The following is a 25,001-nucleotide window of genomic DNA, read 5'->3' on the forward strand; positions in this document are numbered from 1 at the left end:
GGGGGAGGGCCGGGTCACACCCGCGGGCGGGGCAGCCCTCCGGTGACCATGGTGATGAGCAGCTCGTAGCTCGCCTCCAGGTCCTCGGGCAGTCCGAAGCCGCCCGCCGCCTCAAGGACGGCGAAGCCGTGCACGGCCGAGCGCAGGCACCGGGCGGCGTGTATGAGGTCCGGACCCTTCAGGGCGTAGCCGCGCAGTACGGCGAGGATGATGCCCAGAAGCCGCTCCGCGACGGCGTCGACGCGCTCCAGGGGTTCGGCCGACTGCTCCATGGAGGCGTACCGGCTCGGATGCTCCACGACGTAGGACCGGTAGGCCCGCATCAAGGCGCGCACCGCGTCGTCCCTGGAACGGCCCAAGGCGGCGTTCCCGAGCCGGTCGGCGAGCTCTTCCATCACCCGGACGGTCACCAGTTGTCGCAACTCCGCGAGGTTGCGGACATGCTTGTAGAGGGAGGGCGTCGCGACGCCGGCCTTCCCCGCCACCGCAGCCAGCGTGAGGGCGTCCGGGCCCTCGGCGTCCACTATGGCGATGGCGGCGTCCACGACCGCGTCCGGCGAGAGACCTGCGCGCGGCATTCTCCGACCTCCTTAATGAGAATAGCTTGAAAGCTAATATACTTAGCCAGTCATGTCAAGGAGCGGCCGTGGAGGCATGGGACATGGGAGAGCACCGACGATGACAACGCCACCGACCGGAGGCCGCACGGCGCCCGCTCCGGGGCTCGCCGAGGAGCTGCGCATCTCGATCGCGCGGCTGTCGCGGCGCCTGCGCACGCTGCGGCCGGCCGCGTCCGGCGCCGGCGACGCCGGCCCGCTGTCGCTCACGCAGTTCGCGGCGCTCGCGGCCATCGAGCGGAACGGCTCGATGACGCCGCGCGAGCTGGCCGACCACGAGAAGGTCCAGCCGCCCTCGATGACGCGCGTCATCGCCTACCTGGAGGAGCGGGCGCTGCTGATGCGCAGCCCCCATCCGACCGACGGGCGCCAGGTCGTGCTGAGCACCACCGAGCAGGGCGCCGCGCTGCTGCGCGAGGAGCGGCGCCGCAAGGAGGCGTGGCTGTCGCGGCGGCTCGGCGAGCTGACCGAGGACGAGCGGGAGATCCTCGGCCGGGCCGCGCCGATCATCGACAAGCTCAGCCGCTCCTGACCCGGCACGGGGATCGGCAGGCCCGGTTGCCGGAATGGCCGGTTCGCGATTATCGTTAGCATTGGTAATGACTTCTGCTAACGAGGAACCCAGGGAGCCGGACGGGGCCACGCCGCGCGGCCCGACCGCCGTCCTCGCCGTGCAGGACGCGGCCGCAGAGAACGCAGAGGACGCGGCCGCAGAGGACGCGGCCGCAGAAGACGCGGAACCCCAGGCCGCCGGAACCGAGCCGGAGCCGCACGACGACGATGCGGAGCCCCACGACAAGACCGTGACCGAGGACGAGCCGGAGCCCGTGGGCGGCGGCGGAGGCATGTTCCGGTCGCTGCGCACGCGCAACTACCGGCTGTTCGCAGCGGGCCAGGTCGTCTCCAACACCGGCACGTGGATGCAGCGCGTCGCGCAGGACTGGCTCGTCCTGGACCTCGCCCACGGCAGCGGCACCGCGCTCGGCGTCACGACCGGCCTGCAGTTCCTGCCGCTGCTGCTGTTCGGCCTGTGGGGCGGGGTGGTCGCCGACCGCTACCCCAAGCGCCGCGTCCTGATGATCACCCAGATCGCGATGGGCGCGCTCGCGCTGGTCCTCGGCGTGCTCGCCGTCACCGGCACCGCCCAGGTCTGGCACGTGTACGTGCTGGCGTTCGGGCTCGGCCTCGCCACCGTCGTCGACAACCCCACCCGGCAGTCGTTCGTGATCGAGATGGTCGGCAGGCGCGACCTGCCCAACGCCATCGCGCTCAACAGCGCCACCTTCAACGGCGCGCGGCTGCTCGGCCCGGCCGTCGCCGGCGTGCTGATCGCGGTGCTCGGCACCGGCCCGGTGTTCCTGGTGAACGCCGCCTCGTTCGGCGCCGTGCTCTTCGGCCTCTACGCGATGCGACAGGACGAGCTGCACCCCGCCGCGCCCGTGAAACGCGCCAGGGGGCAGCTCCGCGAGGGTTTGCGCTACGTGCGCGGCCGCCGCGACCTGCTCCTGGTGCTGGTGCTCGTCGGGTTCGTCGCCACGTTCGGCATGAACTTCCAGATGACGACGGCGCTGGTGGCGCGCCAGGTCTTCCACACCGGCGCGTCCTCGTTCGGCCTGGCCTCCAGCATGCTCGCGCTCGGCGCGCTCATCGGAGCGCTGCTGGCCGCGCGCCGCGCGACCCGGCCGCGCCTGCGGCTGCTGCTGTCGGGGGCGCTGCTGTTCGGCGTGCTGGAGGTCGCCACCGGCCTGATGCCGACGTACTGGTCGTTCCTGGTGCTGCTGGTCCCGACCGGCATCGCGCTGATGACGTTCACGACGGCGGCGAACGCCACCATGCAGCTCAGCGTCGCGCCGGAGATGCGCGGACGCGTCATGGGGCTCTACATGTTCGTGTTCCTCGGGACGAACCCGCTGGGCGCGCCCGCGGTCGGCTGGATGGCCGAGCAGTTCGGCCCCCGGCTGAGCATCGTGCTCGGCGGCGTCGTGGCCGTCCTGACGACGCTCGCCGTCGGGGTGCTGGCGGTGCCCCGCGAGTCGATCCGTCCGGCCCTCGCCAGGGTCCGCCGTCCGCGGACGGCGGAGGGCGGCTGACAGGCGGGTCCCATCCGCGTGACAAGGGGTGCCATCGGCTGAAAGGCTGGCCAGGTGGCTCTCCGGACGTTCCCATGAGGCTTTTTGTGGCGCTCCTACCGCCACCGGACATCCTGGACGAGCTGGAGGAGGCCGTCCTGCCCCACCTGGCCGACGTGCCCGAGCTGAGGTGGATCAGGCGCGAGCTGCTCCACGTGACGCTGGCGTTCCTCGGCGAGGTCGACGACCGCACCCTCGACCGGCTCCTGCCCCGGCTTGAGCGGGCCGTCGCGCGGCACGGGCGGATGTCGCTGTCCCTGGCGGGCGCGGGCGCGTTCCCCGGCAGCGGGACGCACGCCCGGGTCCTGTGGACGGGCCTGTACGGCGACCGCCGCGGGCTGGCCAGGCTGGCCGCGTCGATCGCCGCCGCCGGACGCCGGGCCGGGACCCCGCCCGACAAGCACCGCACGTTCCGTCCGCACCTGACGGTGGCCCGGTCGCGGCAGCCCGTGGACGTACGGCCCCTGCTGGAGGCGCTGTCGGCCTTCGCGAGCGGCCCCTGGACGGCCGACGCCGTCCATCTGGTGCGCAGCCACCTGCCCGGCAAGCAGTACAACCAGGTGACGTACGAATCCCTGAAGACCTGGTCACTGCGGCGTACCTAGCTCGTTCCGGTCACAGCTCCGGTGGGGGAGGCGCGGGACGGTCGGCGTCCGGTGGGCCCCAGGGGACGCCGTAGCGCTCGCAGGCGCGGCGCAGCTCGTCCAGGTCGGGCGGGAAGGTGACCTGGCGCAGCACCCGCCCGGACGGGTTCCACACGACCAGGCGGGGCATCCGCTCGGTCGCCTCGTCGATGCCGATGCCGCCGATGCGGTCGCGGGCCAGGTCCCATTCGACCCGGCCGCGCTTGGTGACGACGGCGAGCCCTGCGGACGACACGCGAAGCTGCGAGCGGTTGCGGTCGTACAGCCAGTAGCCGGCAAGGCCGATCAGCAGCCCGGCGGGGACCGACCAGCTCGCCGTGGCGCTGAACCCGCCCAGCTCAGGGCCGAGCCATATCGCGCCTATCAGCGCGACCGCCTCGCACAGCAACACGCTCATCCCGTACGTCCCGACACGGGACCTGCGGGTCGCGTCCAGAAGCGTCCCCGGGGCGGTCGCCGGACCCGGCGGCGCGGCGATCGGCAGCGAGAACTCCCCGGACCGCTCAGGCGGCGACGCCCCTGAGGCGGGCTCCTGCGCCGCACCCTGCACGGGCATGGGCGCCGTGGCGTGCTCGGCCTCGGGCGCCGGGACGGAGAGCGTGGACACCGCCGAATGGAACGCGGCGCTGAGGTAGGCGTCGTACTCGGCGTCGTTCACCGGGAGGCCCTCCCGGCGGGCGGCCTCCCGCAGGTCGGTGCGGGAGATGCGCAAGGCCGACAGCGGCGCGGCGAAGAACTCGTCGCCGTCGGAGTCGTACAGCCGGACCCAGGCGTGCCCGCCGATGGTGAGCAGCTCGATGCCGCCGATGCGGTCCTCGGGCATCTTCAGGACGACATCGCCCGCGGCGTCGGCCCAGCCGAGCCCGCCCTCGGCCACGACCAGCCGCCCGCCGGGCACCTGCGCGAAGATCTCCGGCAGCCCCTCCAGGCCGTACTCGGGCGTGCGCGGCGGGCGCGCCCCCGGCGTGATCACGCGGTAGCCGTGGTCGTCGAGGGCGTGCGCGAGCTGGAAGCCGTCCAGGCCGTGCGCGGGCAGCCGCGCGACGAGCTCCATCCGGTGCCCGAAGGCCAGCGCGGCGAGGTCGGCGCCGCGCGGCTCGCCGCTCAGCGGGTCCAGGCGCAGCCCCGGCCCGACCACCAGCGCCGCCACCTCGGCGGACGGCAGGTCGGTGAGCCCTCGGCGGCCCGCGCGGCCCCGCACCTGGAGGCGCTCCGCGGTGATCGTCCAGCGGACCTGGGCGGCGCGCAGCAGCCGCCGCCGCGCCGCGAGGACCCCGCCGATCGCGGCCAGCGCCCAGCAGCCCGCCGCGAGCCGGGCGCCGAAGCCGCCGGCGCCCTCCACGGCGATCCGGCCGACCATGAAGACGCCCAGCAGCGCCGTCAGCGTGCCGAGGACGGCGATCCGGCGGCGGCTGGGAAGCGGCGCCGGGGTGTCGAGCCGGAGCCCCGCACCGCCGCGTCCCTTCACGGTCTTGGGGATCGGCACGGTGTCGCCCGAGTCGGGATCCGCCGCCCGGCCGTTGCCGATCGCCTTGCCACCGGACGTCCCGCCGGCGGGCGCCGTGCCGCCGTCCGTGCCGCCGCTGATAGCCATGCTGTCGGACGCGGGGACGCGTGGAGGCTCGTGGGCCGCCGCCAGAAGCGCGGCCTCCTGGTCGAGCAGGCGCTTCTCCGCGGCGTGGTCGCGCGGCAGAGGACCGCTGCCCGGCATGTCACTGTCCAGGCCGGTGGCGCGCAGGGCCTCATCGAGCGCGGGATCGAGCAGGTCGGTCGCCTCACCGTCCAGGACGTGCATCGGTATACCGAGCCTGCGTGCGGTGACGAACAGCGCCAAGGGTTCCAGCCCCATCGAGGTCATCCCACCCACGGCGGTACGTCCGAAGCGGTGGAACACCGTCAGCACACCGTCGCCGGTGGTGATGGCCAGACCGTCGATACGGGACCGCTCGTAGCGGACCATGCTCAGCCCGCCCGGCCCGAGGCGTTCCAGACCCTCGGAGGACAGCCGCCAGTACGGCCTGGGCCGCCGCCGCCGCGCCTCCGGGGCCGCGCCCAGCAGCCACGGGAACGCCGCGACAGCGCCGATCAGGACGGCCCAGAGCCAGACCGGACGGATCGGCAGCAGCGCCAGCGCCACCGCCAGGAGGGCGAACGGGCCCGCGGCGACAGGGCGCCACCGGCCGCCAGGACCCGCTAGGCCCACCAGCTCATGCTCCACAGTCCGCATCCTCACACGGGTCCGCGCGGGCCCGTCGCCTCCTTCCGCGATCCGTACGCCCAACGAAACCGACTTGCAGCGCGCCGGTCAGGTCGGGCGGTCCCCTTGAGTCACCGGCGCCTCCGCAGCAGCCCGTATCCCACCGCCCCCGCGATGGCCAGCGCGAGGAACAGCCCCGCGCGGGTGTTGGTCGGGTCGTTGTGGCCCTCTTCGGCGTTGTCGTCCTTCTTCTCCGCCTTGGCGGACGGCGACGCGGACGGATTCTCCCGGCCGGGCACCGGAACCTGGTACACCGCCTGGTCCCGTCCCTCCGAGCCCGCCAGGAGCGAGCCGCCATCGGCCGTGTAGGTCACTGACTCGCCCTGCGACTGGAAGGGGAACGACACCGACCTGAGCCGCTTGCCTGGGCTGCCGTCTGGCTTCACCGAGTAGAGGCGGGCGCCGAAGTAGGTGCGGATGACGCAGGTGCTCCCGTCGGGGGCGAAGGCGCCGTCGGTCGCCATGGCGGGCGCGCTCCCGACCTTGCGGAGCACGTTGAAGCCGCCCGTGCGCAGCCGCGCGGGCGCCTCGTACACCGCGCCGGAGAACAGCTTGCTGGCGACGTAGAGCCGGTTGGTCCGCGGGTTGATCATCACGGTCTCGGCGTTGCGCGGCCCGTCGGTGTACTTGAGCTTGAACGCCGTCGCCGGGATCGTCTGGCTGCGCAGCTCCGCCGGCTCGGGGATCCGGTACAGGGTCACGTGCGGCCACGCCCCGCCGAGGTTGTCGCCGATGTCGGCCACGTAGATCGCCGGACGGCCCGCGTCGTCCTTGCCGAGGGCCATGCCCTCCCAGTCGCGGGCGCCCGCCCCCGCCAGCGTGAGGACGGCCCTGACGCCGCCCTGCGGGCCGAGGGCGAAGATCTTCGCGACGCCGCCGGAGTCGTTGTGGGTGTAGACGATCCCGGGATGCCGGGTGCTCGCGGCGAGGCCGCTGGACTCGGTGATCCGGGGATCGGAGATCTTGAAGGCGACCTTGGCCTCCCGCGCGCCCCGCACGGGAGCCGTGGAAACCGTGGAAGCGGAGGCTGCGGCGGGAGCGGCCGCGACCGCGCCGAGAAGGGCGAGCGCTGCGCCGGCGGGGGCCGCGCGCCCACACCGGGACGGACGCAATGACATGTCCAGCCCTTCCCCGTTCCGCGCCCCCTCGATCATACGCGACCGGCGCCGGAGCGGGCCGTCCGGCCGGTGACGGCCTCGGCGTTCAATTCAGCAGCGCGCCGATGACCACGGCCAGGAGCAGCGCGGTCAGCACGGTGGGGAGCAGCCATTGGGGCGCGCGGTTCACGCCTTGAAGCCTATTCGGCCCGCCGCGCGCCCCTGACAGCCCCTCCATGATCTAAAGACGTTCGACGATGTAGTCGACGCAGGTGGTGAGGGCCTCCACGTCGGACGGGTCGATCGCCGGGAACATGCCGATGCGCAGCTGGTTGCGGCCCAGCTTGCGGTACGGCTCGGTGTCGACGATGCCGTTGGCCCGCAGGATCTTGGCGACGGCCGCGGCGTCCACCTCGTCGGTGAAGTCGATCGTGCCGACGACCTGCGAGCGCTGCGCCGGGTCGGTCACGAACGGCGACGTGTAGGAGGTCTTCTCGGCCCAGGTGTAGAGCCGCTGGGACGAGTCGGCGGTGCGGGCCGTGGTCCAGGCCAGGCCGCCCTGCCCGTTCATCCACTCGATCTGGTCGGCGAGGAGCAGCAGCGTGGCCACCGCCGGGGTGTTGTACGTCTGGTCCTTGGCGGAGTTGTCGACGACCGTCTTCAGGTTGAAGAACTCCGGGACGTACCGGTCGGAGGAGGCGATCTCGTCGATCCGCGCCAGCGCCGCCGGGGACGCGAGCGCCACCCAGAGGCCGCCGTCGGCGGCGAAGCACTTCTGCGGCGCGAAGTAGTAGACGTCGGTCTCGGTGACGTCCACGGGCAGGCCGCCCGCGCCGGACGTCGCGTCCACCAGCACGAGCCCCTCGGAGGCGATCGTGCCCGCCGGGCGCTTGATCGGCATCGCGACGCCGGTCGAGGTCTCGTTGTGGGTGAGGGCGTAGACGTCGACGTCCTCCTCGGCCGACGCCTCCGGGTGGGTGCCGGGGTCGCTGGAGATGACGGTCGGGGTCCCCAGCCACGGCGCGCCCGTGGTGACCTTCGCGAACTTGCTGGAGAACTCGCCGAACGTCAGGTGCTGCGACCGCTGCCGGACGAGCCCGAACGACGCGGCGTCCCAGAACGCGGTGGTGCCGCCGTTGCTCAGCAGGACCTCGTATCCCTCGGGGAGGGAGAACAGCTGGGCCAGGCCCTCGCGGACGCGGCCGACCACGGACTTGACGGGCTTCTGCCGGTGCGAGGTGCCCATGTAGGCCGCGCCGGACTCGGCGAGCGCGGCGAGCTGCTCGGGCCGCACCTTGGACGGGCCGCACCCGAAACGGCCGTCGGCGGGCTTGATGTCGGCGGGAATGGCAATGGCGGGATTCGCGCTTTCGGTCACCCGCACGAGGCTACTTGACCTGCACCGAAGATCGTGGGCCGGGTTCACATGCCGAGACGGCGCGAGCCGGGAGGCCGGGCGCGCGGCGGCCGGGCGCGCGGCGGCCCCGCGCACGGCGTGCGGGCGTCACCCGCGCGGACGGCGGCGGAGCGCCCAGACGAGCACGACGACGAGCGCGGTCGCGCAGACACCGGCGATCACGGCCGGCGGGTAGATCCAGTCGTCGCCCTTCGCGTGCGCCTCCACGGCCGTGCTGACGGAGTCGTAGGTGAGGAACGCCAGCAGCACGGAGGCCATCGCCAGGGCGATCCGCCCGGACATGGCGTTGGCCCTGCGGCGCCGCTCATCCCGCTCCCTCTCGTACCGCTCGAACTCCCGCCGGCGCTCCCGCACCGCGTCCGCGGACGTGGCTCCGGGGCCCTCGGCCGCGCCCGGCGTATCGGCGGGACGGCCCGTGGACGCGGGGCCGATGTCGCCTTCGAGCGGCTCTTCGGGATCGTCGATCACGGGCCCATGATGGCAAAGTCGCTGGGTTTCGCCTTATCGAGGGGCAATCTGGAAAAGTTTCGATCCATTCTTCGCCCAGCCGCGTCCAAATTCAGGGAGGCGGAAGGCCCAGGGCGCGGCGAGAGGACCGGGGGGACGACGGCGAAGGCGAGGCGTTTCGATGGCGGGCGGCGGCGATCAGACCCTGGGTGAGGATCGGCTGCGCGGAGTGCTCGACCTGTTCGAGCGGCTGCGGGAGCGGCCGCCCTGGCAGTGGCGGGAGCGGCTCCGACCGGTGCTTTTTCTGCTCGGCCCCGGTAAGCCGGCGAAAGACGTGGCGGAGCTGTTCAAGGACCGGTGCGAGCGCGAGAAGGCGCCGGTCTCGCACATCGCGGCCGACAACGCCCCCGGGGACGTCGCCGGGGTGTTGCGGGAGGCCAAGCGCGAGCTGTCGCAGCCGAGCAGCCACCCGCGCGGCGAGCCGCCGCTGCGGTTCCCGCTGCTGGAAATGGCCCTGTGGCTGCGCGACCTGCGCGAGATCCGGCTCGCGGGCGACGACCCGCCCGACCGGGACGCCCCGTCCACCGAGCGGGAGAACCACCGGCTCGTGCGGCGGCTGACCGAGCCGCCTGTCGGCGACAACGAGAACGCGCGCCGCCGCGAACTCAACCGGGTGATCCGCCGGCGCGGCCGGGACGTCCTGCGCGACCTGGACCAGGAGGGCCCGCGCGGCAGGACCGCGGTGTTCCTGGCGTTCCTGGAGCAGATCGCCCCGATCGGGATCGCGGTGGTCGCGCTGGTCAGCGCGGGCGCGGCGGCCGCCATCGACCTCGCCGCCGCCTTCCTCGCGGCGTCCGTCGGGCTGGCGTTCGTGATCGTCCAGATCGCGGCCCGGATGCGCGGCTGGTACGGGGTGCGCAGCTTCGGATGGTTCCTCAGGCAGCCCTACCTCGACCGCGACTCGACCGGCTTCCTCGGCTTCGCGCTCGGCGTGTTCGACCCGCGCCCGGCGGAGTCCGACGACCATGCCGAGCAGCTCGACCTGCTCCTCGTCGCCGCGTTCCTGGAGGACCTGCGGCGCAACTACCGGCGCGACTACCGGCGGGCCGCCTGGGCCAGGGTCCGCTACCCGGTGCTGATCTTCGAGCACCTCTCGCCCGGCCATCCCGGGGTGCGGGTCGTGGAGCTGATCGAGCGGGTCCGCGCCGGCCGCCGGAACGACGGCAGGGACGACGGCGGGCCGCGCGGCTTCGACCCGCTGGTGATCACCGCTGGGGTCGACCCGACGGCTCCGGCCGCGGACGACCCGTCCGCCCCGGCCGGCCCCCGGCTGGTGGACCGGCTGGCCCAGTCCGTCCGCGTCGACCTGTGGTCGGGCGAGCCGCAGGACGTCGTCGCCGCGCGCGGCCTGTGGGACCGGTACTGGGAGGAGCAGCGGCGCGTCGGCGTCCTCGGGTCCCGGCGGGAGCTGCGTGTCGACATCACCCGGGATCCGGGCGGGAACCTTCCGTCCGCCGAGCCCCCGCGGCGCCGTCCCCGGGCCACGCATCCCGCGCTGCCCTGGATCGCGATGGTCGCGGTGGCGGCGGCGTCCGTCACGGTCATCTCCGTCCAGGCGCTGAAGTACTGCTCGCCGTTCGGCATCACCAGGACGGCGGACGGGGAGTGCATCGGCATCACCGACGGCTCGTTCCGGTTCGGCGAGGGCTCGGACGGCGAGAACAACGACAACCGGCTGTCCCCGGTGCTGCGGCGCATCAAGTCACTGAACGACGAGGTCACGCGGTCGGGCAAGCCGTACGCGACGGTCGTGTACCTCGGCCCGCTGACCGCCGACCCGTCCATCAAGAACCGGCAGATCGACCTGCTCGCCGGTGCGCAGGGGGAGCTGGTCGGGCTCGCCATCGCGCAGCGCCGCTTCAATGACGCCAGCCAGAACCTCCGGCTGCGCGTGCTGGTGGCCAACGCGGGTGCCAAGTTCCGCCACGCCGAGGAGGTCGCCGAGCGGATCCGGGCGCGCGCGCTGAAGGACCGGTCGATCGTCGCGGTGATCGGGTTCGAGCAGAGCCGCAGGCAGACGCAGGACGCGATCAGGGTGCTGGCCAAGTCGGCGCTCCCGCTCGTCGGGACGGCCAACAGCTACAACGGGACGGCCCTGCTGGACAGCCACGCGGGCTACTCGCCGTACTACTTCCGGCTCGCCCCGCCGAACGCGCGGCTCGCCGCGCACGCGGCGTTCTGGGCCCGCAACGGCCAGGTCGGCGGCAGGCGCGCGAAGGTCGCCGAAGTCATCTACGACGGGGATCCGAACGATCTGTACAGCCAGGACCTCGCGTCCCAGTTCCAGAAGGCGTTCCGTCCGGGGACGGTCCGGATGCGCCCGTACCGGGATCCGGGCGACCTCGACAAGTCCGTCCGGGAGGCGTGCCAGAATCCGCCTGACATCTTCTACTACGCCGGACGGTCGGACGAGTTCCGCTCGTTCGCCAACGTGCTGGAGCTCGCCTGCCCGAAGCGGCCGCTCGTCCTGGCCGACGACGAGATCGCCAAGTACGTCAGCGACAACGCCGCCGAGATCGGGCGCAAGGGCACCTTCACCCTCTACTTCATGCCGCTGGCCGCCCGCGAGGCGTGGACGCGGCGCTGGATCGGCGCCCAGCCGCCGCAGACGTTCTACTCCGACTACGACCCCGCCGCGCGGTCGATGACCGGCCGGAGCCCGTCCGGCGACCGCGGGCCCTCGGTCACCCGCGCGGCCGTCAGCTACGACGCCGCCACGATGATCGCGACCGTGGCGAACCAGGTCTTCTGGGAGCAGAAGGCAAGCCCCACGGCGGGCGCGGTGTTCGCGGCGCTGAACGACCCGGAGCGCGACGTCCTGCCGAACGGGGCGAGCGGCGTGCTGCGCTTCGGGCCCCGCTCCACCGGGCACCAGGTGCTGGACAAGCCGGTGCTGCTCGCCACCGTCCGCCCGGACGGGACGACGGAGGTCCGGCAGGTGTGCGGCAAGCTGATCGCGAGCGGCCAGGGCCGGGCCGAGTGCCCGCCGGACGGCTGAACACCCGCGACGCGGCACCGAGAACGACGCGACGGCACGGAGAACGACGCGATGGCACGGAGAACGACGTGATGGCACCGGGAACGACGTGATGGCACCGGGAACGACGCGGCGGCACGTCCAGACGTTCGCGGAACGGACAAGGCCCCCGGCGGACCGGGGGCCCCGAGCGCGCGTCGCGGGGTGGGAGCGGGGGACCGGCCTGCTCAGCCGGCGTCGCGCTTGAGGACCTCCGCCGCCCCGGCCACGTCCTCAAGGGCACGGCTGCCGGGACCGGTGTAGCGGGCGCTCGGCCGGACGAGGCGGCCGGTGCGCTTCTGCTCCAGGATGTGCGCGGCCCATCCGGCGGTGCGGCCGCAGGTGAACATGGCGGGCATCATCGCGGTCGGGACCTCGGCGAAGTCCAGGATGACCGCCGCCCAGAACTCCACGTTGGTCTCGATCGGACGGTCGGGACGGCGCTCGCGCAGCTCGGCGAGGGCGGCGTCCTCCAGGGACTTGGCGGCCTCGTAGCGGGGCGCGTCCAGCTCCCTGGCGGTGCGGCGCAGGACGCGGGCGCGCGGGTCCTCGGCGCGGTAGACGCGGTGGCCGAAGCCCATCAGCCGGCCGCCCGAGTCGAGGATGTCGGTGACGACCTTGCGGGCGTCGCCGAGCTGCTCGACCTTCTCGATCATCGGCAGGACGCGGGCCGGGGCGCCGCCGTGCAGCGGGCCCGACATGGCGCCGATGGCGCCGGAGACGCTGGCCGCCACGTCCGCGCCGGTGGAGGCGATGACGCGGGCGGTGAAGGTGGAGGCGTTGAGACCGTGCTCGGCGGCGGAGACCCAGTAGGCGTCGATGGCCTGGACGTGCCTCGGGTCGGGCTCGCCGCGCCAGCGGACCATGAACCGCTCGGTGATCGTCCTGGCCTCGTCGATCCGGTCCTGCGGGACCATCGGCACGCCGATGCCGCGCGCCGACTGGGCCACGAACGACAGCGCCGTCGCCGACACGCGGGCGAGGTCCTCGCGGGCCTGCTCGTCGGTGATGTCGAGCAGCGGCCGCATCCCGTACGCCGGGGCGAGCGTCGGGAGGGCGCTCTGTACGTCCACCCGCACGTCGCCGGAGGTGACCGGGAGGACGTGGGGGTCGGCGGGGGCGAGGCCCGGATCGAAGCTGTCGTCCACCAGGAGGCCCCACGCGTCACCGAAGGAGACGCGGCCGACGAGTTCCTCGATGTCGACGCCCCGGTAGCGGAGGGCGCCGCCCTCCTTGTCCGGTTCCGCGATCTCGGTCTCGAAGGCTACGACCCCCTCGAGGCCGGGTTTGAAGTCGGACATGTCGTCCTGCCTTTCGTCCCCAGAGTGATAAGGCGGTGCCGTGCCATTGAACCCTGTCCGCTTTACCGAGCAGTACCCAGGTCCATGTGAGATGCACAATGCCCAGGTGAGAGGCTCAGACGCTGTGGATTCCCCAACGCCCGACCCCGCACGGCTCCGCAGATCCTACGAGGGCGCCGAATTGGCCGAGTCGGCGCTCCCCGCCGATCCGCTCGCCCTGTTCGCCGCCTGGTTCGCCGACGTGCACGCGTTCGGGCTGGTCGAGCCGAACGCGATGGTGCTGGCGACCGCGTCCGCCGACGGCATGCCGAGCGCCCGGACCGTCCTTCTGAAGGGGTACGGGCCGCAGGGGTTCCGGTTCTTCACCAACCTGAGATCGGACAAGGGCCGCGATCTCGCCGAGAACCCGCGCGCGGCGCTCGTGTTCCCCTGGCATCCGATGTACCGGCAGGTGCGCGTCGCCGGGCACGTCCTCGAACTGCCGAGGGAGGAATCGGAGTCCTATTTCCGGACGCGTCCGTACGGGTCGCGAATCGGGGCGTGGGCGAGCGAGCACCAGTCCGGCGTCATCCCTGGCAGGGGCGTTCTGGAGCGGCGCTACGCCGAACTCGCCGAGCGATGGCCGGATCCGGCCACCGATCCATCCGCCGGCCCGGTCGCCGGTCCGGCCGCCGACGAGGGGGACGCGGCCGTCCCGCTGCCGGACTTCTGGGGCGGCTACCGCGTCGTCCCGTCCTCGATCGAGTTCTGGCAGGGACGGCGCGACCGTCTCCACGACCGCATCCGCTACCGGCGCGCGCCGGGCCTGGAAGGCGAAGCGCTGACTCCGGAAGGCGAAGCGCCGCCTCCCGGAGGCGATGTGGAACGTGACGCAGCCCCGGGCGCCGCCGCGGAATGGAGGGTGGAGAGACTGTCTCCGTGACGTCGGAACAGCAGCCAACCCCCCCTCACGCTCCTGACAGCGACAGCTCCCACGACACCGACGGCCCTGACGCCCCCCAGGACACCCCCGAACGGGGCGGCATCCGGCGGTGGACGATGCTGCGCCGGATGGCGATCGACACGCGGCCGCTGGCCATCCCCGCCTACCGGCGGCTCTGGCTGGGGCAGGGCGTCTCGTTCGTCGGGTTCCAGGTCACCTCCGTGGCCGTGCCCGTCCAGGTGTACGACATGACGAAGTCGTCGTTCTGGGTCGGGGCGCTCGGGCTGGTCAACCTGCTCCCGCTGATCGTGTTCGGGCTGTGGGGCGGGGCCGTCGCCGACCACATGGACCGGCGGCGGCTGCTGCTCGCCTCGTCCTGCATCACGTGGGCGTCCACCCTGCTGCTGCTGGTCCAGGCGCTGCTCGGCGTGGAGAGCCTGGCGCTGATCATGGTCGTGGTGGCCGTCCAGGCCATCGGGTTCGCGGTGTCGTCGCCGACCCGCAGCGCGATCATCCCCCGGCTCGTCGACCGGCCGCTCGTGCCGGCGGCCAATACGCTCAACTTCACCGTCAGCATGGTCGGGGGCCTGGTCGGGCCCCTGTTCGCGGGCGTGATCCTGGCCCACTGGAACTACGCGGCGGCGTACGGGCTCGACGCCGTCCTGTTCACCGTGGGGCTGTACGCGGCGCTGCGCCTTCCGGCGGTCCCGCCGCTCGGCGACATCACCGGATCGCCCGGCCTGCGGGCGGTCCTCGACGGGCTGCGCTACCTGTGGACCCAGCCGGTGCTGATGATGTCGTTCGCCGTGGACATCATCGCGATGGGCGTGGCGATGCCCCGCGCGCTGTTCCCCGAACTGGCCGACACCCGCTTCGGCGGGGACGGCGCGGCCGGGTGGCTGTTCGCCTCGATCGCGATCGGGGCGGTCGTCGCCGGGCTCGCCTCCGGCTGGATCGGACGGATCCACCGGCAGGGCATCGCCCTGGTCGTGTGCATCGTGGTGTGGGGGCTCGCGGTGGCCGCCGCCGGCCTGGCCCACCAGCTGTGGCTGGCGGTGCTGCTGCTCGCGGTCGGCGGCGGGGCCGACATGGTGTCGGCGGTCTTCCGCCAGACGATGCTCCAGACCTACGCGCCGGACGAGATGCGCGGGCGCCTGCAAGGCGTGTTCACCGTCGTCGTCGCGGGCGGCCCCCGGCTCGGCGACGTCCGCGCGGGCGCGACCGCCGGCGTCGCGGGCGCCACCGCGTCCTGGGTCGGCGGCGGCCTGGCCTGCGCCGTCCTCGTCGTCGCGGCCGCCTTCGCCGTCCCGGCCCTGCTCCGCTACGACACCCGCCTCACGCCAGAGCTCGACCAGCGATCCTGAGGTCGTCCACCAGGCCCGCGTACATCGCCTCGCGGTCGTCGGCGCGCAGGACGGCGGACGGGTGGATCGTGGCGAGGAGCCGCGTGTCCGCCTTGGACGGGTCCTCGCCGCCGAGCTCCTTCGCGGCGACCGGGGTGCCGATCGTCTCCAGGTCGGGCAGGGGGAGCAGCCGCCCGCGCTGCTTGGTGACGCGGAAGGACGAGCCCAGCAGCGCCTTGCCCGCCGTGGCGCCGAGGACGACGACCACGTCCGGCTCCAGGATCCGCAGTTCCGCCAGCAGCCATGGACGGCACGCGCGCATCTCGCCCGCGTTCGGGGTCTCGTGGATGCGCCGCTTGCCGCCCGCCTGCCGCTTGAACTTGAAGTGCTTGACGGCGTTGGTGACGTACACGTCGCCGCGCTCGATCCCGGCCTCCTCCAGCGCCTGGTCGAGGAGCCGTCCGGCCGGGCCGACGAACGGGGCGCCCTTGCGGTCCTCCTGGTCGCCGGGCTGCTCGCCGACCAGGGCGATCCGTCCGCCCGGCGAGCCCTCGCCGAAGACCGTCTGGGTGGCGTTCCGGTAGAGGTCGCAGCCCTGGCAACCGGCGGCCGCGCTCCGCAGGGCGCCGAGGTCGGCACGCTCCTCCGGGGTGGCCGGGAGGAATGGTTCGGCGTCGTGGGAAGCTTTTGTGTTCATCGTGCGTTAGCCCATACCCGCCATACGGGTGATATTCGCCGACCCCCGCGACGAGGGGTTCGAGCAAGTAGACTCCTGCTCACAAGACTGGAGGGAGCTGTGACCTCACACGGCCTGATCGATACCACGGAGATGTATCTCCGGACGGTTTTCGAGCTCGAAGAGGAGGGGATCATCCCCCTTCGCGCGCGCATCGCCGAGCGGCTCTCGCAAAGTGGTCCGACGGTGAGCCAGACGGTGGCGCGCATGGAGCGCGACGGGCTGCTGCGGGTCGAGGGCGACCGGCACCTCGAACTGACCGATAACGGCCGCGGGCTCGCCACCCGGGTGATGCGCAAGCACCGGCTCGCCGAATGCCTGCTGGTCAACGTGATCGGGCTGCCCTGGGAGGACGTCCACATCGAGGCGTGCCGCTGGGAGCACGTGATGTCGGAAGAGGTCGAGCGCCGGCTGGTCGCGCTGCTCGACAACCCCACGACCTGCCCGCACGGCAACCCCATCCCCGGCCTGGACGAGCTGGGCGGACACGGCGACGACGGCGACGCTCCGCCGCTGTCGGTGATGACGGCCGTCGCGAGCCCCGGGGGCGCGGGCGCCGTGGTCCGGCGGATCAGCGAGCAGGTGCAGAGCGACAGCGACCTGATGCTTAGACTCAAGCAGATAGGGATACAACCGGGACGAGAGGTGACTCTCCGGGCGACCGATGACGGGGTGCGGGTGACCTGTGACGACGAGGCCGATGGAGCTGCGACGGAGTTGCCGCGCGACATCGCCGAGCACGTGTTCGTCAGCAGGCGCTGACCCGCCGCGCGTGCGACTCCCCGTCCAGGCTCCGCCGGTCTATACCGAAGATCTCCACAGCGGCGCGCCGTTCGGGCGTATCTCGACGGCGGGTTCGTCGTTCAATACGACGGAAGGGGTACGCGCGGCACTCGGGCCGCGACGTCTGGTGATCATCGGGCCGGGCGCCGGACGGGGGCCGCGCCGGACGAAAGCGGGCACCGGCGGGCCGGCTTCTGCGATCGGGATGGGGAGATGAAGAGCTGGGGGGAAGCGTCTTTCGAGGCGCATCTGCCGCCCGAGACCGTCCTCAACCAGATGGAGATGGCGGTCATCGTCTGCGACCGCTTCAGCAACGTCATCTACGGCAACGCGTTCGCGCGGCAGCTGTTCGGGTTCGGCGGCGACGAGATCATCGGCCATTCCATCCTGTCCCTGGGCATCGCCGAGGAGGACCACGAGCAGGCCACCGAGCTGGCCAAGCACGTGCTCAAGGGCGGCGTGTGGGAGGGCACCTTCTGCAACCTGCGCGCCGACGGCTCCACGGTCTACACGCGCGCGCACGCCGTCCCCCTGCGCCACCCGTCCGGGGCGGTCGACGGGACGGTCATCTTCGCGCGCGAGGCCCTGCGCTCCAACCAGCGCGAGCAGGACCGCTACGGCCTGATGGAGCGCATCGGCGAGCGCCTCGCCGGCTCCCTTGAACTGGAGAGCACGCTGCGGCGCGTGGCCGACACGCTCGTCCCGCAGTTCGCCGACCACTGCTTCATCGACCTGTTCAGCGGCGACCGGCTCTACCGGCGGGTGTCCCGGCACGCGGGCGGCTGGGAGCCGCCGCCCGGCACGTGGGCCGAGGTCGGCGAGCCCGTCTCCTACCCGCCCGGCCACTTCAGCGCCAAGGCGATGGCCCGCCGCGACGCCGTCCTGGTCGAGGACATGATCCAGCACCGGTTCTCCGCGCCGTCGGAGTCGTCCAAACGGCTCGGCGAGGCCATGGGCATCACCTCGGTGATCTCCGCGCCGCTGCTGGTGCGCGGCGAGCTGCTCGGCGTGATGAGCCTGGCGCTGTCCAACCTGTCCAAGCGCCCCGACCCGCACTACGACGGCTTCGACCGCGACCTGCTCGGCGCTATCGCCAGCCGGGTCGCGCTCGCGGTCGACAACGCGCTGCTGTTCGAGGAGGAGCGCGAGACCGCGCTGGCCTTCCAGAAGCACCTGCTGCCCGGCGACCGCCCGCCCCGGCTGGACGGCCTCCAGATCGCCTGGCGGTACGAGCCCGCCCGGCCGCTGGAGTCGCACGGGCACGGCATCCAGACCCAGGTCGGCGGCGACTGGTACGACGTGATCCCGCTGTCGGCGGGCCGCGTCGGCCTCGTCATCGGCGACGTGGAGGGCCGCGGGGCCCGCGCCGCCGCCGTGATGGGCCAGCTGCGCGCCGCGCTCCGCGCCTTCGCCCAGGACGACAAGCCGCCCGCCGACATCCTGCGCAAGCTGGACGAGTGGGTCCGCACGATGACGCGTCCCGAGCGGATGCGGTCCGGCTGGAACAGCGACGACCTCGTCCGCCCGCCGCTGGTGTCGTGCACCTACTTCGTGTACGACGCGTGGTCGCGGGTGCTGGAGTTCGCCAACGCCGGGCACGACCCGCCCCTGCTGGTCCAGGACGGCGAGGTCGGCGAGCTGTCGTTCGAGAGCGAGGGCGCGATGCTCGGCGTCCGCGCCCCGGGCATGGGCGGCGAGATCCTCTACAACGAGGAGAAGTCCGAGCTGAAGCCGGGCGCCACGCTCGTGCTGTACACCGACGGGCTCATCGACCGGCGGCCCAAGGAGAACGGCGAGTACTACACCCGCGAGGAGTCCCGCGAGATGGTCCGCACCGCCGTCACCGAGGTGGCGCGCGGCGGGGTCGAGACGATCGCCAACGCCGCCTACGAGGCGGTGCCGGGCGACATCGACGACGACGTGGCCATCGTGGTGATCCGCACGGCCCCGGACGAGCTGGCCGTCGAGGAGCGCACGTTCCCCGCCGAGCCGATCATGGTGTCGGAGGCGCGGCGGATGGCCGCCGACGCGTTCGCCTCCTGGGGGATGCTCGACGAGCAGGCCGAGCTGGCCTGCCTGCTGGTCTCCGAGGTCGTGACGAACGTCGTCCTGCACGCCACCTCCACGCCCGCGCCGCGCCGCGAGCTGGTCGTCCCGGTGGCGGCGGGCCGCGGCGGCGAGCCGCTGGGCGCCCCGCCGCCCGTCCAGTTCAACGCGGCCCAGTTCGGGCCCGGCACGTTCGACGGCGCGTCCTTCGACGAGGACGACTGGAACCTCGGCGCCGACCTCGGCCGCCGCGAGCCGCCGACCAAGGAGTTCCGGCTGCGGCTCCGCCGCGGCGCCGACGCGATCTGGGTCGAGGTGTTCGACTCCGACATGCGTCTCCCGCGCATCCGCAGCGCGGGCGAGACCGACGAGGGCGGCCGCGGGCTGTACCTGGTCGACCAGCTCGCCACCCGGTGGGGGGCCCGGCCGACGCCCGACGGCAAGGCCGTCTGGTTCGAGCTGCCGCTCACCCCGTAGCCGTGCTCGCCTGGACGGTCGAGACCCCGGCCCCGATCGGCTCGGGGCCGCTCCGGCGCGCGGGCCGCGACGTCCCGTCCCCCGGCGCCGGGGAACTGCTGGTGCGCGTCCTCGCGTGCGGCGTCTGCCGGACGGACCTGCACGTCGCCGAGGGCGACCTGCCCGTCCACCTGCCCGGGGTGACGCCCGGCCACGAGATCGTCGGCGAGGTCGTGGCCGCCGGACCCGGCGCCCTGCACTCCATCGGCGACCGGGTGGGCGTGGCCTGGCTCCGCGGCACGTGCGGCGCCTGCCGGTTCTGCCGCCGCGGCGCCGAGAACCTCTGCCCGTACTCGGTGTACACCGGCTGGGACGCGCACGGCGGGTACGCGGAGTTCGCCGTGGCCGTCGACGCCTACGCCTACGCGCTGCCCGCCGGTCTGGACGACGTCCGCGCCGCGCCGCTGCTGTGCGCGGGCATCATCGGCTACCGCGCGCTGCGCCGCGCCGACGTCCCGCCCGGCGGGCGCCTCGGCATCTGGGGGTTCGGCGGGTCCGCCCACCTCGCGGCACAGATCGCGCTCGCCGAGGGCGCCGACGTGCACGTCTTCACCCGCAGCCCCGCCGCACGCGAGCTGGCCCGCGATCTCGGCGCGTCCTGGGCGGGCGACTCGCTTGAGCAGGGCCCCGCCCCGCTCGACTCGGCGATCGTCTTCGCGCCCGCCGGCACCCTCGTCCCCGCCGCGCTGGAGCGCCTCGACCGCGGCGGGACGCTCGCCGTCGCGGGCATCCACCTGAGCGACGTCCCGTCCCTGGACTACCGGCGGCACCTCTTCCAGGAGCGCCAGGTCCGCTCGGTGACCGCGAACACGCGCGCCGACGGCGAGGAGTTCCTGCGCCTGGCCGCCCGCCTGGACGTGGCGGTCACCACCCGGCCCTACCCCTTGGACGAGGCGGACCGCGCCCTGTCCGACCTGGCGGCCGACCGCTTCACCGGCGCCGCCGTCCTGGTGCCCGGCGGGTCATGAGATCGGCTCGGCGGCCACGTGGGCCCAGGACTGGGTGAACCAGAGCTCGCCGCCGATCATCCTCGGCTTGGCGCCCGTCCTCGGTCCGCCGTCCACCTCGTCGGTGAGCGCCTCGCGGATCCGGTCGGCCGCCGCCTCGTCCGCCGCGCCCGCCAGCCAGGGCTCCACGGGCCGCTCGACGGTGAACACGTCGAGTCGGCGGATGCTCGCCCCCGCCGAGGTGATCATCTCGGTGAGCCGGGCGATGGACGGGGTGCCGGGGTGGTCCGGGTCGCGCAGCCGCTCGATCCGGTCACGGTCGGGGCCGGCGAGGTTGCCCCGGACGAGATCGGCGATGATCAGCCGTCCGTCCGGCCGGCACACCCGCAGCAGCTCGCGCAGCACGTGCTCGGGCTCGCCCAGGTTGTAGAGCGAGAACCGGGCGGTGACGAGGGAGAACGCGTTGTCCCTGTACGGCAGGGCGGTCGCGTCCGCCCGGATCGTCCCGCCGTCCGGGCCGTCGCCGCGCGGCCGCCGCGGCTCGCGCGCCGCCGTCCGGGCCCCCGGCCCCGCCGCGACCACGGCCGCGGCCGCCGCGGCACCGGTCGCCAGGCCGTCCGGGGACGTCGTGGAGGCGGGCGGCAGATCGCAGTCCCGGGCGATGCGGACCGGTCCAGTTCCGAACGTGACCGTGGACATCCGCCCGCCCCTGCTCCCCGCCCGCGCGGGCGTCGCGTCCACGGCGGTCACGTGGCGGACCTGCGGGCCCAGCGCGGCGGCCATGGGGCCGCCGCCGCGCGCGACGTCCAGGCAGACGTCGTCGCCGCTGGGCTCGACGAACTCCAGCAGTCGCCTCATATGCGGGGCGATCGCGCCACCGGTCTCATGGATCGCGGTCGCCGGATGCGGCACTGGTGCACTCCCTCACCTCGGGCCGGGCGTGAAGCCGGTTTCGCCAGTTATGACTCACCGGGCGGGCGGGAAGTTCGGTTCCCGCCGTCACAAATCCCGCCTCCGGTCCGCCGCGCGCCGCCCGGCGGTCTCGGCTAGCCGTTGACGTGCTGGCCGTAGAGGGCCCCGGCGACCAGCACGAACACGATGATCACCGCCACCTTGGTCGGTACGTTGACCCGCAGCCGCACCGCGGCCCAGCGCACGCAGAACGTGGCGAGGAGTGACATGACGACGAGGCTGAGGATGCCTTCCATTGGTCACCTTCGCTATGGAGGGAGTGCCGCCTCTCAAAACCATAGACGCGGAAGGGCGCGGGCGCGCCGTCCTCGGGCCCGCCGCCCGCCGGCACGTCGCGCCCGCCGCTGATCCCGGAGGCCGGTGATCTCTGTTGGGGCGTGGGTAGATCTCCCTGCGTCACGGGCGGCGGAGGGGCGGCGAGATGACGGCGGAGACGGTGTCGCGGGACGAGCGGGCCATGCCGAAGGGCAAGGACCTGTTCGTCATCCTGGGCGCGCTCATGCTCGCCATGCTGCTCGCCGCGCTGGACCAGACGATCGTCTCCACGGCGCTGCCGACGATCGTCAGCGACCTCGGTGGCCTCAACCACCTGTCGTGGGTCGTGACGGCCTACCTGCTGTCCTCGACGGCCTCGACGCCGCTGTGGGGCAAGCTCGGCGACCAGTACGGCCGCAAGCGGCTGTTCCAGGCGTCGATCGTCATCTTCCTGATCGGGTCGGCGCTGTGCGGCATCGCGCAGAGCATGACCGAGCTGATCGTCTTCCGGGCCCTCCAGGGCCTCGGCGGCGGCGGGCTGATGGTCCTCGTCGTCGCCATCGTCGGGGACGTGGTGCCGCCGCGCGAGCGGGGCCGCTTCCAGGGGCTGTTCGGCGCCGTCTTCGGCGTCGCCAGCGTGTGCGGGCCGCTGCTGGGCGGCTGGTTCGTCGACAACCTGTCGTGGCGCTGGGTCTTCTACATCAACATCCCGATCGGCATCGTCGCGCTGCTGGTGATCGCCGCCGTCCTGCACGCCGAGGGCGAGCGCGAGAGTCACCGCATCGACTACCTCGGGACGCTGCTGATCGTCGGCTGGGCGGTGGGCCTGGTGCTGATGACGACGTGGGGCGGCACCCGCTACGACTGGGTCTCCGCGCCGATCGTCCTGCTCGGCGTCGCGTCCGTCGTGCTGATCGCGCTGTGGCTGGCCGTCGAGCGGCGGGCCGCCGAGCCGGTCATGCCGCCGAGGCTGCTAGCGAGCTCGGTGTTCTCGCTCTCGTCGGCCATCAGCTTCGCCGTCGGCTTCGCGATGTTCGGCGCGCTGACGTTCCTGCCGATCTTCCTTCAGGTCGTGCACGGGGTGTCGCCGACCCTGTCGGGCGTCCACCTGCTGCCGATGATGCTCGGGATGCTGGTCAGCTCGATCGGATCCGGCCAGCTGATCAGCAAGTTCGGCCGCTACAAGGCGTTCCCGGTCGCGGGCACGCCGATCATCGCGGTGGCGCTCTACCTGTGCTCCCGCCTTGACGAGGACTCCTCCACCCTGTCGATGAGCCTGCGGTTCGCGCTGCTCGGCTTCGGGCTCGGGCTGGTGATGCAGGTGCTCGTCATCGCCGTCCAGAACGCGGTGCCGTACGAGGACCTCGGCTCCGCCACGTCCGGCGTCACCTTCTTCCGGCAGATCGGCGGCTCGTTCGGTGTCGCGGTGTTCGGCTCGGTGTTCAGCAGCAGGCTCGCCGGTCACGTGGAAGACCTCGCCAAGGACCGGATGCTCCCGCCCGGGTTCGATCCGGCGGCCGTCCAGGGCAATCCAAAGCTGCTCGACCGGTATCCGGGGCAGGTGAAGGACGGCGTGCTCCACGCCTACGCGCAGTCGATCGACACGGTCTTCCTATGGGCCGTGCCGGTCGCGGCGGTCGCGTTCCTGCTGACGTTGTTCCTGCGGGAGGTCCCTCTGCGCGCCACCTCGCAGACCCGCGACTACGGCGAGGGGTTCGGCGGGGCGCCCACCGTCCGCTCGTCCCGGCACGAGATCGAATGCGCGCTCAGCGAGCTGATGCGCAAGGACGCCGAGGCCCGGGAGCTCTACAACCGGCTGGGCGCGCTCGCGGGCGTCGAGCTGTCCGCCGGGAGCATGTGGGCGCTGTGCCGGATCGCCAAGGACGGGACGGTCAGCGGCCAAGAACTCGCCGACCGGGCCGGGGTCTCGGTCGAGGAGGGCCGCCCGTTCGTCGACCGGATCGTCGAGGACGGCTACGTCGAGCGACGCGAGGGCGTGCTGGCCATCACCGGCTCCGGCCGGGAGGTCGCCGGACGGCTCTTCGAGGCACGCCGGAAGGGACTGGCCGAACATCTGGAAGGCTGGTCGCCGGACGAGCACCCGGAGCTGGCGAGCATCCTGACCAGGCTCGCCCGCGCCTCCCTCGGGGACGACGCGGACGGCGAGGTCCTGTGCCCGCCGAGACCCAGCTCACATGGCGTTGCGCCGTGAGCGATGTAATCTCATACTGACAACCGAATCTCACTCGGTTTCGGGACGGAACCTCAGAACTCGAACCCCTTGCTTTTGGAGGCGTAGTGGCCGAGGCGTACATCGTCGGCGCGGTCCGTACCCCCGTCGGTACCAAGAAGGGCGCCCTGAAGGACGTGCACCCCGCGGACCTCGGGGCCCACGTGCTGAAGGAGCTCGTCAACCGCACCGGCGCCGACCCGTCCGCGGTCGAAGACGTGATCATGGGCTGCGTCATGCAGGTCGGCCCGCAGTCGCTGGACATCGCCCGCACCGCGTGGCTGTCGGCGGGCCTGCCCGAGAGCGTGCCCGGCGTGACCATCGACCGGCAGTGCGGCTCGTCCCAGCAGGCGATCCACTTCGCCGCGCAGGGCGTGCTGTCGGGCACCCAGGACCTGGTCGTCGCGGCGGGCGTCGAGCAGATGGCCAAGGTGCCGATGGGCGCCAGCATCGTCGCGGGGCTCGACTTCCCGTTCGGTGAGGGCTGGGCCGAGCGGTACGGCATGCAGGAGATCTCGCAGTTCCGCGGCGCCGAGCTGATGGCCGAGAAGTGGGGCTACTCGCGCGAGGACCTGGAGCGGTTCGCGCTGGAGAGCCACCGGCGGGCGGGCAAGGCCATCGAGGCCGGGTACTTCGACCGGGAGATCGCCCCGATCGCCGGGCTGGCGCAGGACGAGGGCCCCCGCCCCGACACCTCGATGGAGAAGATGGCCGGGCTGAAGCTGCTGCGCGAGGGCGGCGTCATCACCGCCGCCGTCGCCTCGCAGATCTCCATCGGCGCGTCCGCGCTGATGATCGCCTCCGAGGCGGCCGTCAAGCGGCACAACCTGACCCCGCGGGCCCGCGTCCACACCCTCGCGGTGTGCGGCGCCGACCCGGTCTACATGCTGACCGGCCCGATCCCGGCCACCGAGAAGGCGCTGTCGCGGAGCGGCCTGAAGATCGACGACATCGACGTCTTCGAGGTCAACGAGGCGTTCGCGCCGGTCCCGCTGGCGTGGGCCGCCGACACCGGCGCCTCGCTGGACAAGACCAACCCCAACGGCGGCGCCATCGCGCTCGGCCACCCGCTGGGCGCCACCGGCGGCATCCTGATGACCAAGCTGCTGCACGAGCTGGAGCGCACGGGCGGCCGCTACGGCCTCCAGACCATGTGCGAGGGCGGCGGCCAGGCCAACGCCACGGTCATCGAGCGCATCTGATCCGACGCAGGCGACGGGCGGGACCGCCGCGCCGGGTCCCGCCCGCCCCGCGACGCGCGGCCCC

Annotated in this window: 21 protein-coding genes; 11 read left to right on the plus strand and 10 right to left on the minus strand. The window is 72.9% G+C overall.

Annotated features, from left to right (window positions below; translation table 11 throughout):
• Window positions 1-14: 14 nt before the first annotated feature.
• Complete coding sequence (locus tag E1298_RS21670; protein WP_131896064.1) at window positions 15-578, minus strand: TetR/AcrR family transcriptional regulator; 564 nt, start codon at window positions 576-578, stop codon at window positions 15-17.
• Window positions 579-678: 100 nt separating this feature from the next.
• On the opposite strand from E1298_RS21670, the gene E1298_RS21675 reads away from it, so the two are divergent.
• The 3 genes from E1298_RS21675 to thpR all read left to right on the plus strand — a co-directional run bounded on the left by E1298_RS21675 (window position 679) and on the right by thpR (window position 3,351).
• Window positions 679-1,149 carry a MarR family transcriptional regulator gene (locus tag E1298_RS21675; protein ID WP_131896066.1) on the plus strand — a complete coding sequence of 157 codons (471 nt, stop codon included), beginning with the start codon at window positions 679-681 and terminating at the stop codon, window positions 1,147-1,149.
• Window positions 1,150-1,462: 313 nt separating this feature from the next.
• Window positions 1,463-2,707, plus strand: coding sequence for an MFS transporter (locus E1298_RS21680; protein ID WP_131896096.1), 1,245 nt, complete (start codon window positions 1,463-1,465; stop codon window positions 2,705-2,707).
• 74 nt (window positions 2,708-2,781) lie between these two features.
• Window positions 2,782-3,351 carry an RNA 2',3'-cyclic phosphodiesterase gene (gene thpR / locus E1298_RS21685; RefSeq protein ID WP_131896068.1) on the plus strand — a complete coding sequence of 190 codons (570 nt, stop codon included), beginning with the start codon at window positions 2,782-2,784 and terminating at the stop codon, window positions 3,349-3,351.
• Between the two features lie 10 nt (window positions 3,352-3,361).
• Here thpR and E1298_RS21690 read toward each other — a convergent pair whose 3' ends face one another.
• The 5 genes from E1298_RS21690 to E1298_RS21705 all read right to left on the minus strand — a co-directional run bounded on the left by E1298_RS21690 (window position 3,362) and on the right by E1298_RS21705 (window position 8,629).
• Window positions 3,362-5,608: a hypothetical protein gene (locus tag E1298_RS21690; RefSeq protein ID WP_131896070.1), complete on the minus strand. Its 2,247-nt coding sequence runs from the start codon at window positions 5,606-5,608 to the stop codon at window positions 3,362-3,364.
• A 110-nt stretch (window positions 5,609-5,718) separates the two neighbouring features.
• Complete coding sequence (locus tag E1298_RS21695; RefSeq protein ID WP_243725718.1) at window positions 5,719-6,645, minus strand: hypothetical protein; 927 nt, start codon at window positions 6,643-6,645, stop codon at window positions 5,719-5,721.
• Window positions 6,646-6,850: 205 nt separating this feature from the next.
• Window positions 6,851-6,982, minus strand: coding sequence for a hypothetical protein (locus E1298_RS51240; RefSeq protein WP_279498932.1), 132 nt, complete (start codon window positions 6,980-6,982; stop codon window positions 6,851-6,853).
• A gap of 3 nt (window positions 6,983-6,985) precedes the next feature.
• Window positions 6,986-8,122, minus strand: a complete 1,137-nt coding sequence (serC, locus tag E1298_RS21700) for a phosphoserine transaminase (protein ID WP_131896074.1) — start codon at window positions 8,120-8,122, stop codon at window positions 6,986-6,988.
• A gap of 126 nt (window positions 8,123-8,248) precedes the next feature.
• On the minus strand, window positions 8,249-8,629 hold the full coding sequence (locus E1298_RS21705) for a hypothetical protein (protein WP_131896076.1): 381 nt from the start codon (window positions 8,627-8,629) through the stop codon (window positions 8,249-8,251).
• A 160-nt stretch (window positions 8,630-8,789) separates the two neighbouring features.
• Here E1298_RS21705 and E1298_RS21710 point away from each other — a divergent pair, with 160 nt between their 5' ends.
• Entirely contained in the window at window positions 8,790-11,666 is a 2,877-nt protein-coding gene (locus tag E1298_RS21710) for a type 1 periplasmic-binding domain-containing protein (RefSeq protein WP_131896078.1), read from the plus strand.
• A gap of 206 nt (window positions 11,667-11,872) precedes the next feature.
• Here E1298_RS21710 and E1298_RS21715 read toward each other — a convergent pair whose 3' ends face one another.
• Entirely contained in the window at window positions 11,873-12,985 is a 1,113-nt protein-coding gene (locus tag E1298_RS21715; RefSeq protein ID WP_131896080.1) for a citrate synthase 2, read from the minus strand.
• Between the two features lie 106 nt (window positions 12,986-13,091).
• Here E1298_RS21715 and E1298_RS21720 point away from each other — a divergent pair, with 106 nt between their 5' ends.
• Both E1298_RS21720 and E1298_RS21725 read left to right on the plus strand, forming a co-directional pair.
• Window positions 13,092-13,907 carry a pyridoxal 5'-phosphate synthase gene (locus tag E1298_RS21720; RefSeq protein ID WP_243725719.1) on the plus strand — a complete coding sequence of 272 codons (816 nt, stop codon included), beginning with the start codon at window positions 13,092-13,094 and terminating at the stop codon, window positions 13,905-13,907.
• Window positions 13,908-14,035: 128 nt separating this feature from the next.
• Window positions 14,036-15,271, plus strand: a complete 1,236-nt coding sequence (locus tag E1298_RS21725; protein ID WP_243725720.1) for an MFS transporter — start codon at window positions 14,036-14,038, stop codon at window positions 15,269-15,271.
• Here E1298_RS21725 and E1298_RS21730 read toward each other — a convergent pair.
• Window positions 15,243-15,947: a UdgX family uracil-DNA binding protein gene (locus tag E1298_RS21730; protein ID WP_131896084.1), complete on the minus strand. Its 705-nt coding sequence runs from the start codon at window positions 15,945-15,947 to the stop codon at window positions 15,243-15,245. The genes E1298_RS21725 and E1298_RS21730 overlap by 29 nt on opposite strands.
• A 99-nt stretch (window positions 15,948-16,046) precedes the next feature.
• Between E1298_RS21730 and E1298_RS21735 the strand changes: the two genes are divergently transcribed.
• The 3 genes from E1298_RS21735 (at window position 16,047) to E1298_RS21745 (ending at window position 20,299) form a co-directional block, all read left to right on the plus strand.
• Complete coding sequence (locus E1298_RS21735) at window positions 16,047-16,748, plus strand: iron-dependent transcriptional repressor DtxR (protein WP_131896086.1); 702 nt, start codon at window positions 16,047-16,049, stop codon at window positions 16,746-16,748.
• Between the two features lie 234 nt (window positions 16,749-16,982).
• Window positions 16,983-19,292, plus strand: a complete 2,310-nt coding sequence (locus E1298_RS21740) for an ATP-binding SpoIIE family protein phosphatase (RefSeq protein ID WP_131896088.1) — start codon at window positions 16,983-16,985, stop codon at window positions 19,290-19,292.
• 2 nt (window positions 19,293-19,294) lie between these two features.
• A complete protein-coding gene (locus tag E1298_RS21745; RefSeq protein ID WP_131896090.1) occupies window positions 19,295-20,299 on the plus strand; it encodes a zinc-dependent alcohol dehydrogenase family protein in 1,005 nt (334 codons plus the stop codon).
• Here the strand turns inward: E1298_RS21745 and E1298_RS21750 are convergent.
• Window positions 20,294-21,190 carry a class I SAM-dependent methyltransferase gene (locus E1298_RS21750; RefSeq protein ID WP_243725721.1) on the minus strand — a complete coding sequence of 299 codons (897 nt, stop codon included), beginning with the start codon at window positions 21,188-21,190 and terminating at the stop codon, window positions 20,294-20,296. The two genes, E1298_RS21745 and E1298_RS21750, sit on opposite strands and share 6 nt — an antisense overlap.
• Window positions 21,191-21,324: 134 nt before the next feature.
• On the minus strand, window positions 21,325-21,486 hold the full coding sequence (locus tag E1298_RS48280; RefSeq protein ID WP_165975591.1) for a hypothetical protein: 162 nt from the start codon (window positions 21,484-21,486) through the stop codon (window positions 21,325-21,327).
• 185 nt (window positions 21,487-21,671) lie between these two features.
• On the opposite strand from E1298_RS48280, the gene E1298_RS21755 reads away from it, so the two are divergent.
• On the plus strand, window positions 21,672-23,717 hold the full coding sequence (locus E1298_RS21755) for a DHA2 family efflux MFS transporter permease subunit (RefSeq protein ID WP_131896092.1): 2,046 nt from the start codon (window positions 21,672-21,674) through the stop codon (window positions 23,715-23,717).
• Window positions 23,718-23,803: 86 nt separating this feature from the next.
• Window positions 23,804-24,937 carry an acetyl-CoA C-acetyltransferase gene (locus E1298_RS21760; RefSeq protein WP_131896094.1) on the plus strand — a complete coding sequence of 378 codons (1,134 nt, stop codon included), beginning with the start codon at window positions 23,804-23,806 and terminating at the stop codon, window positions 24,935-24,937.
• Window positions 24,938-25,001: the final 64 nt, after the last annotated feature.

Origin of the sequence: Actinomadura rubrisoli, assembly GCF_004349215.1 — a bacterium.
Taxonomy (GTDB): domain Bacteria; phylum Actinomycetota; class Actinomycetes; order Streptosporangiales; family Streptosporangiaceae; genus Spirillospora; species Spirillospora rubrisoli.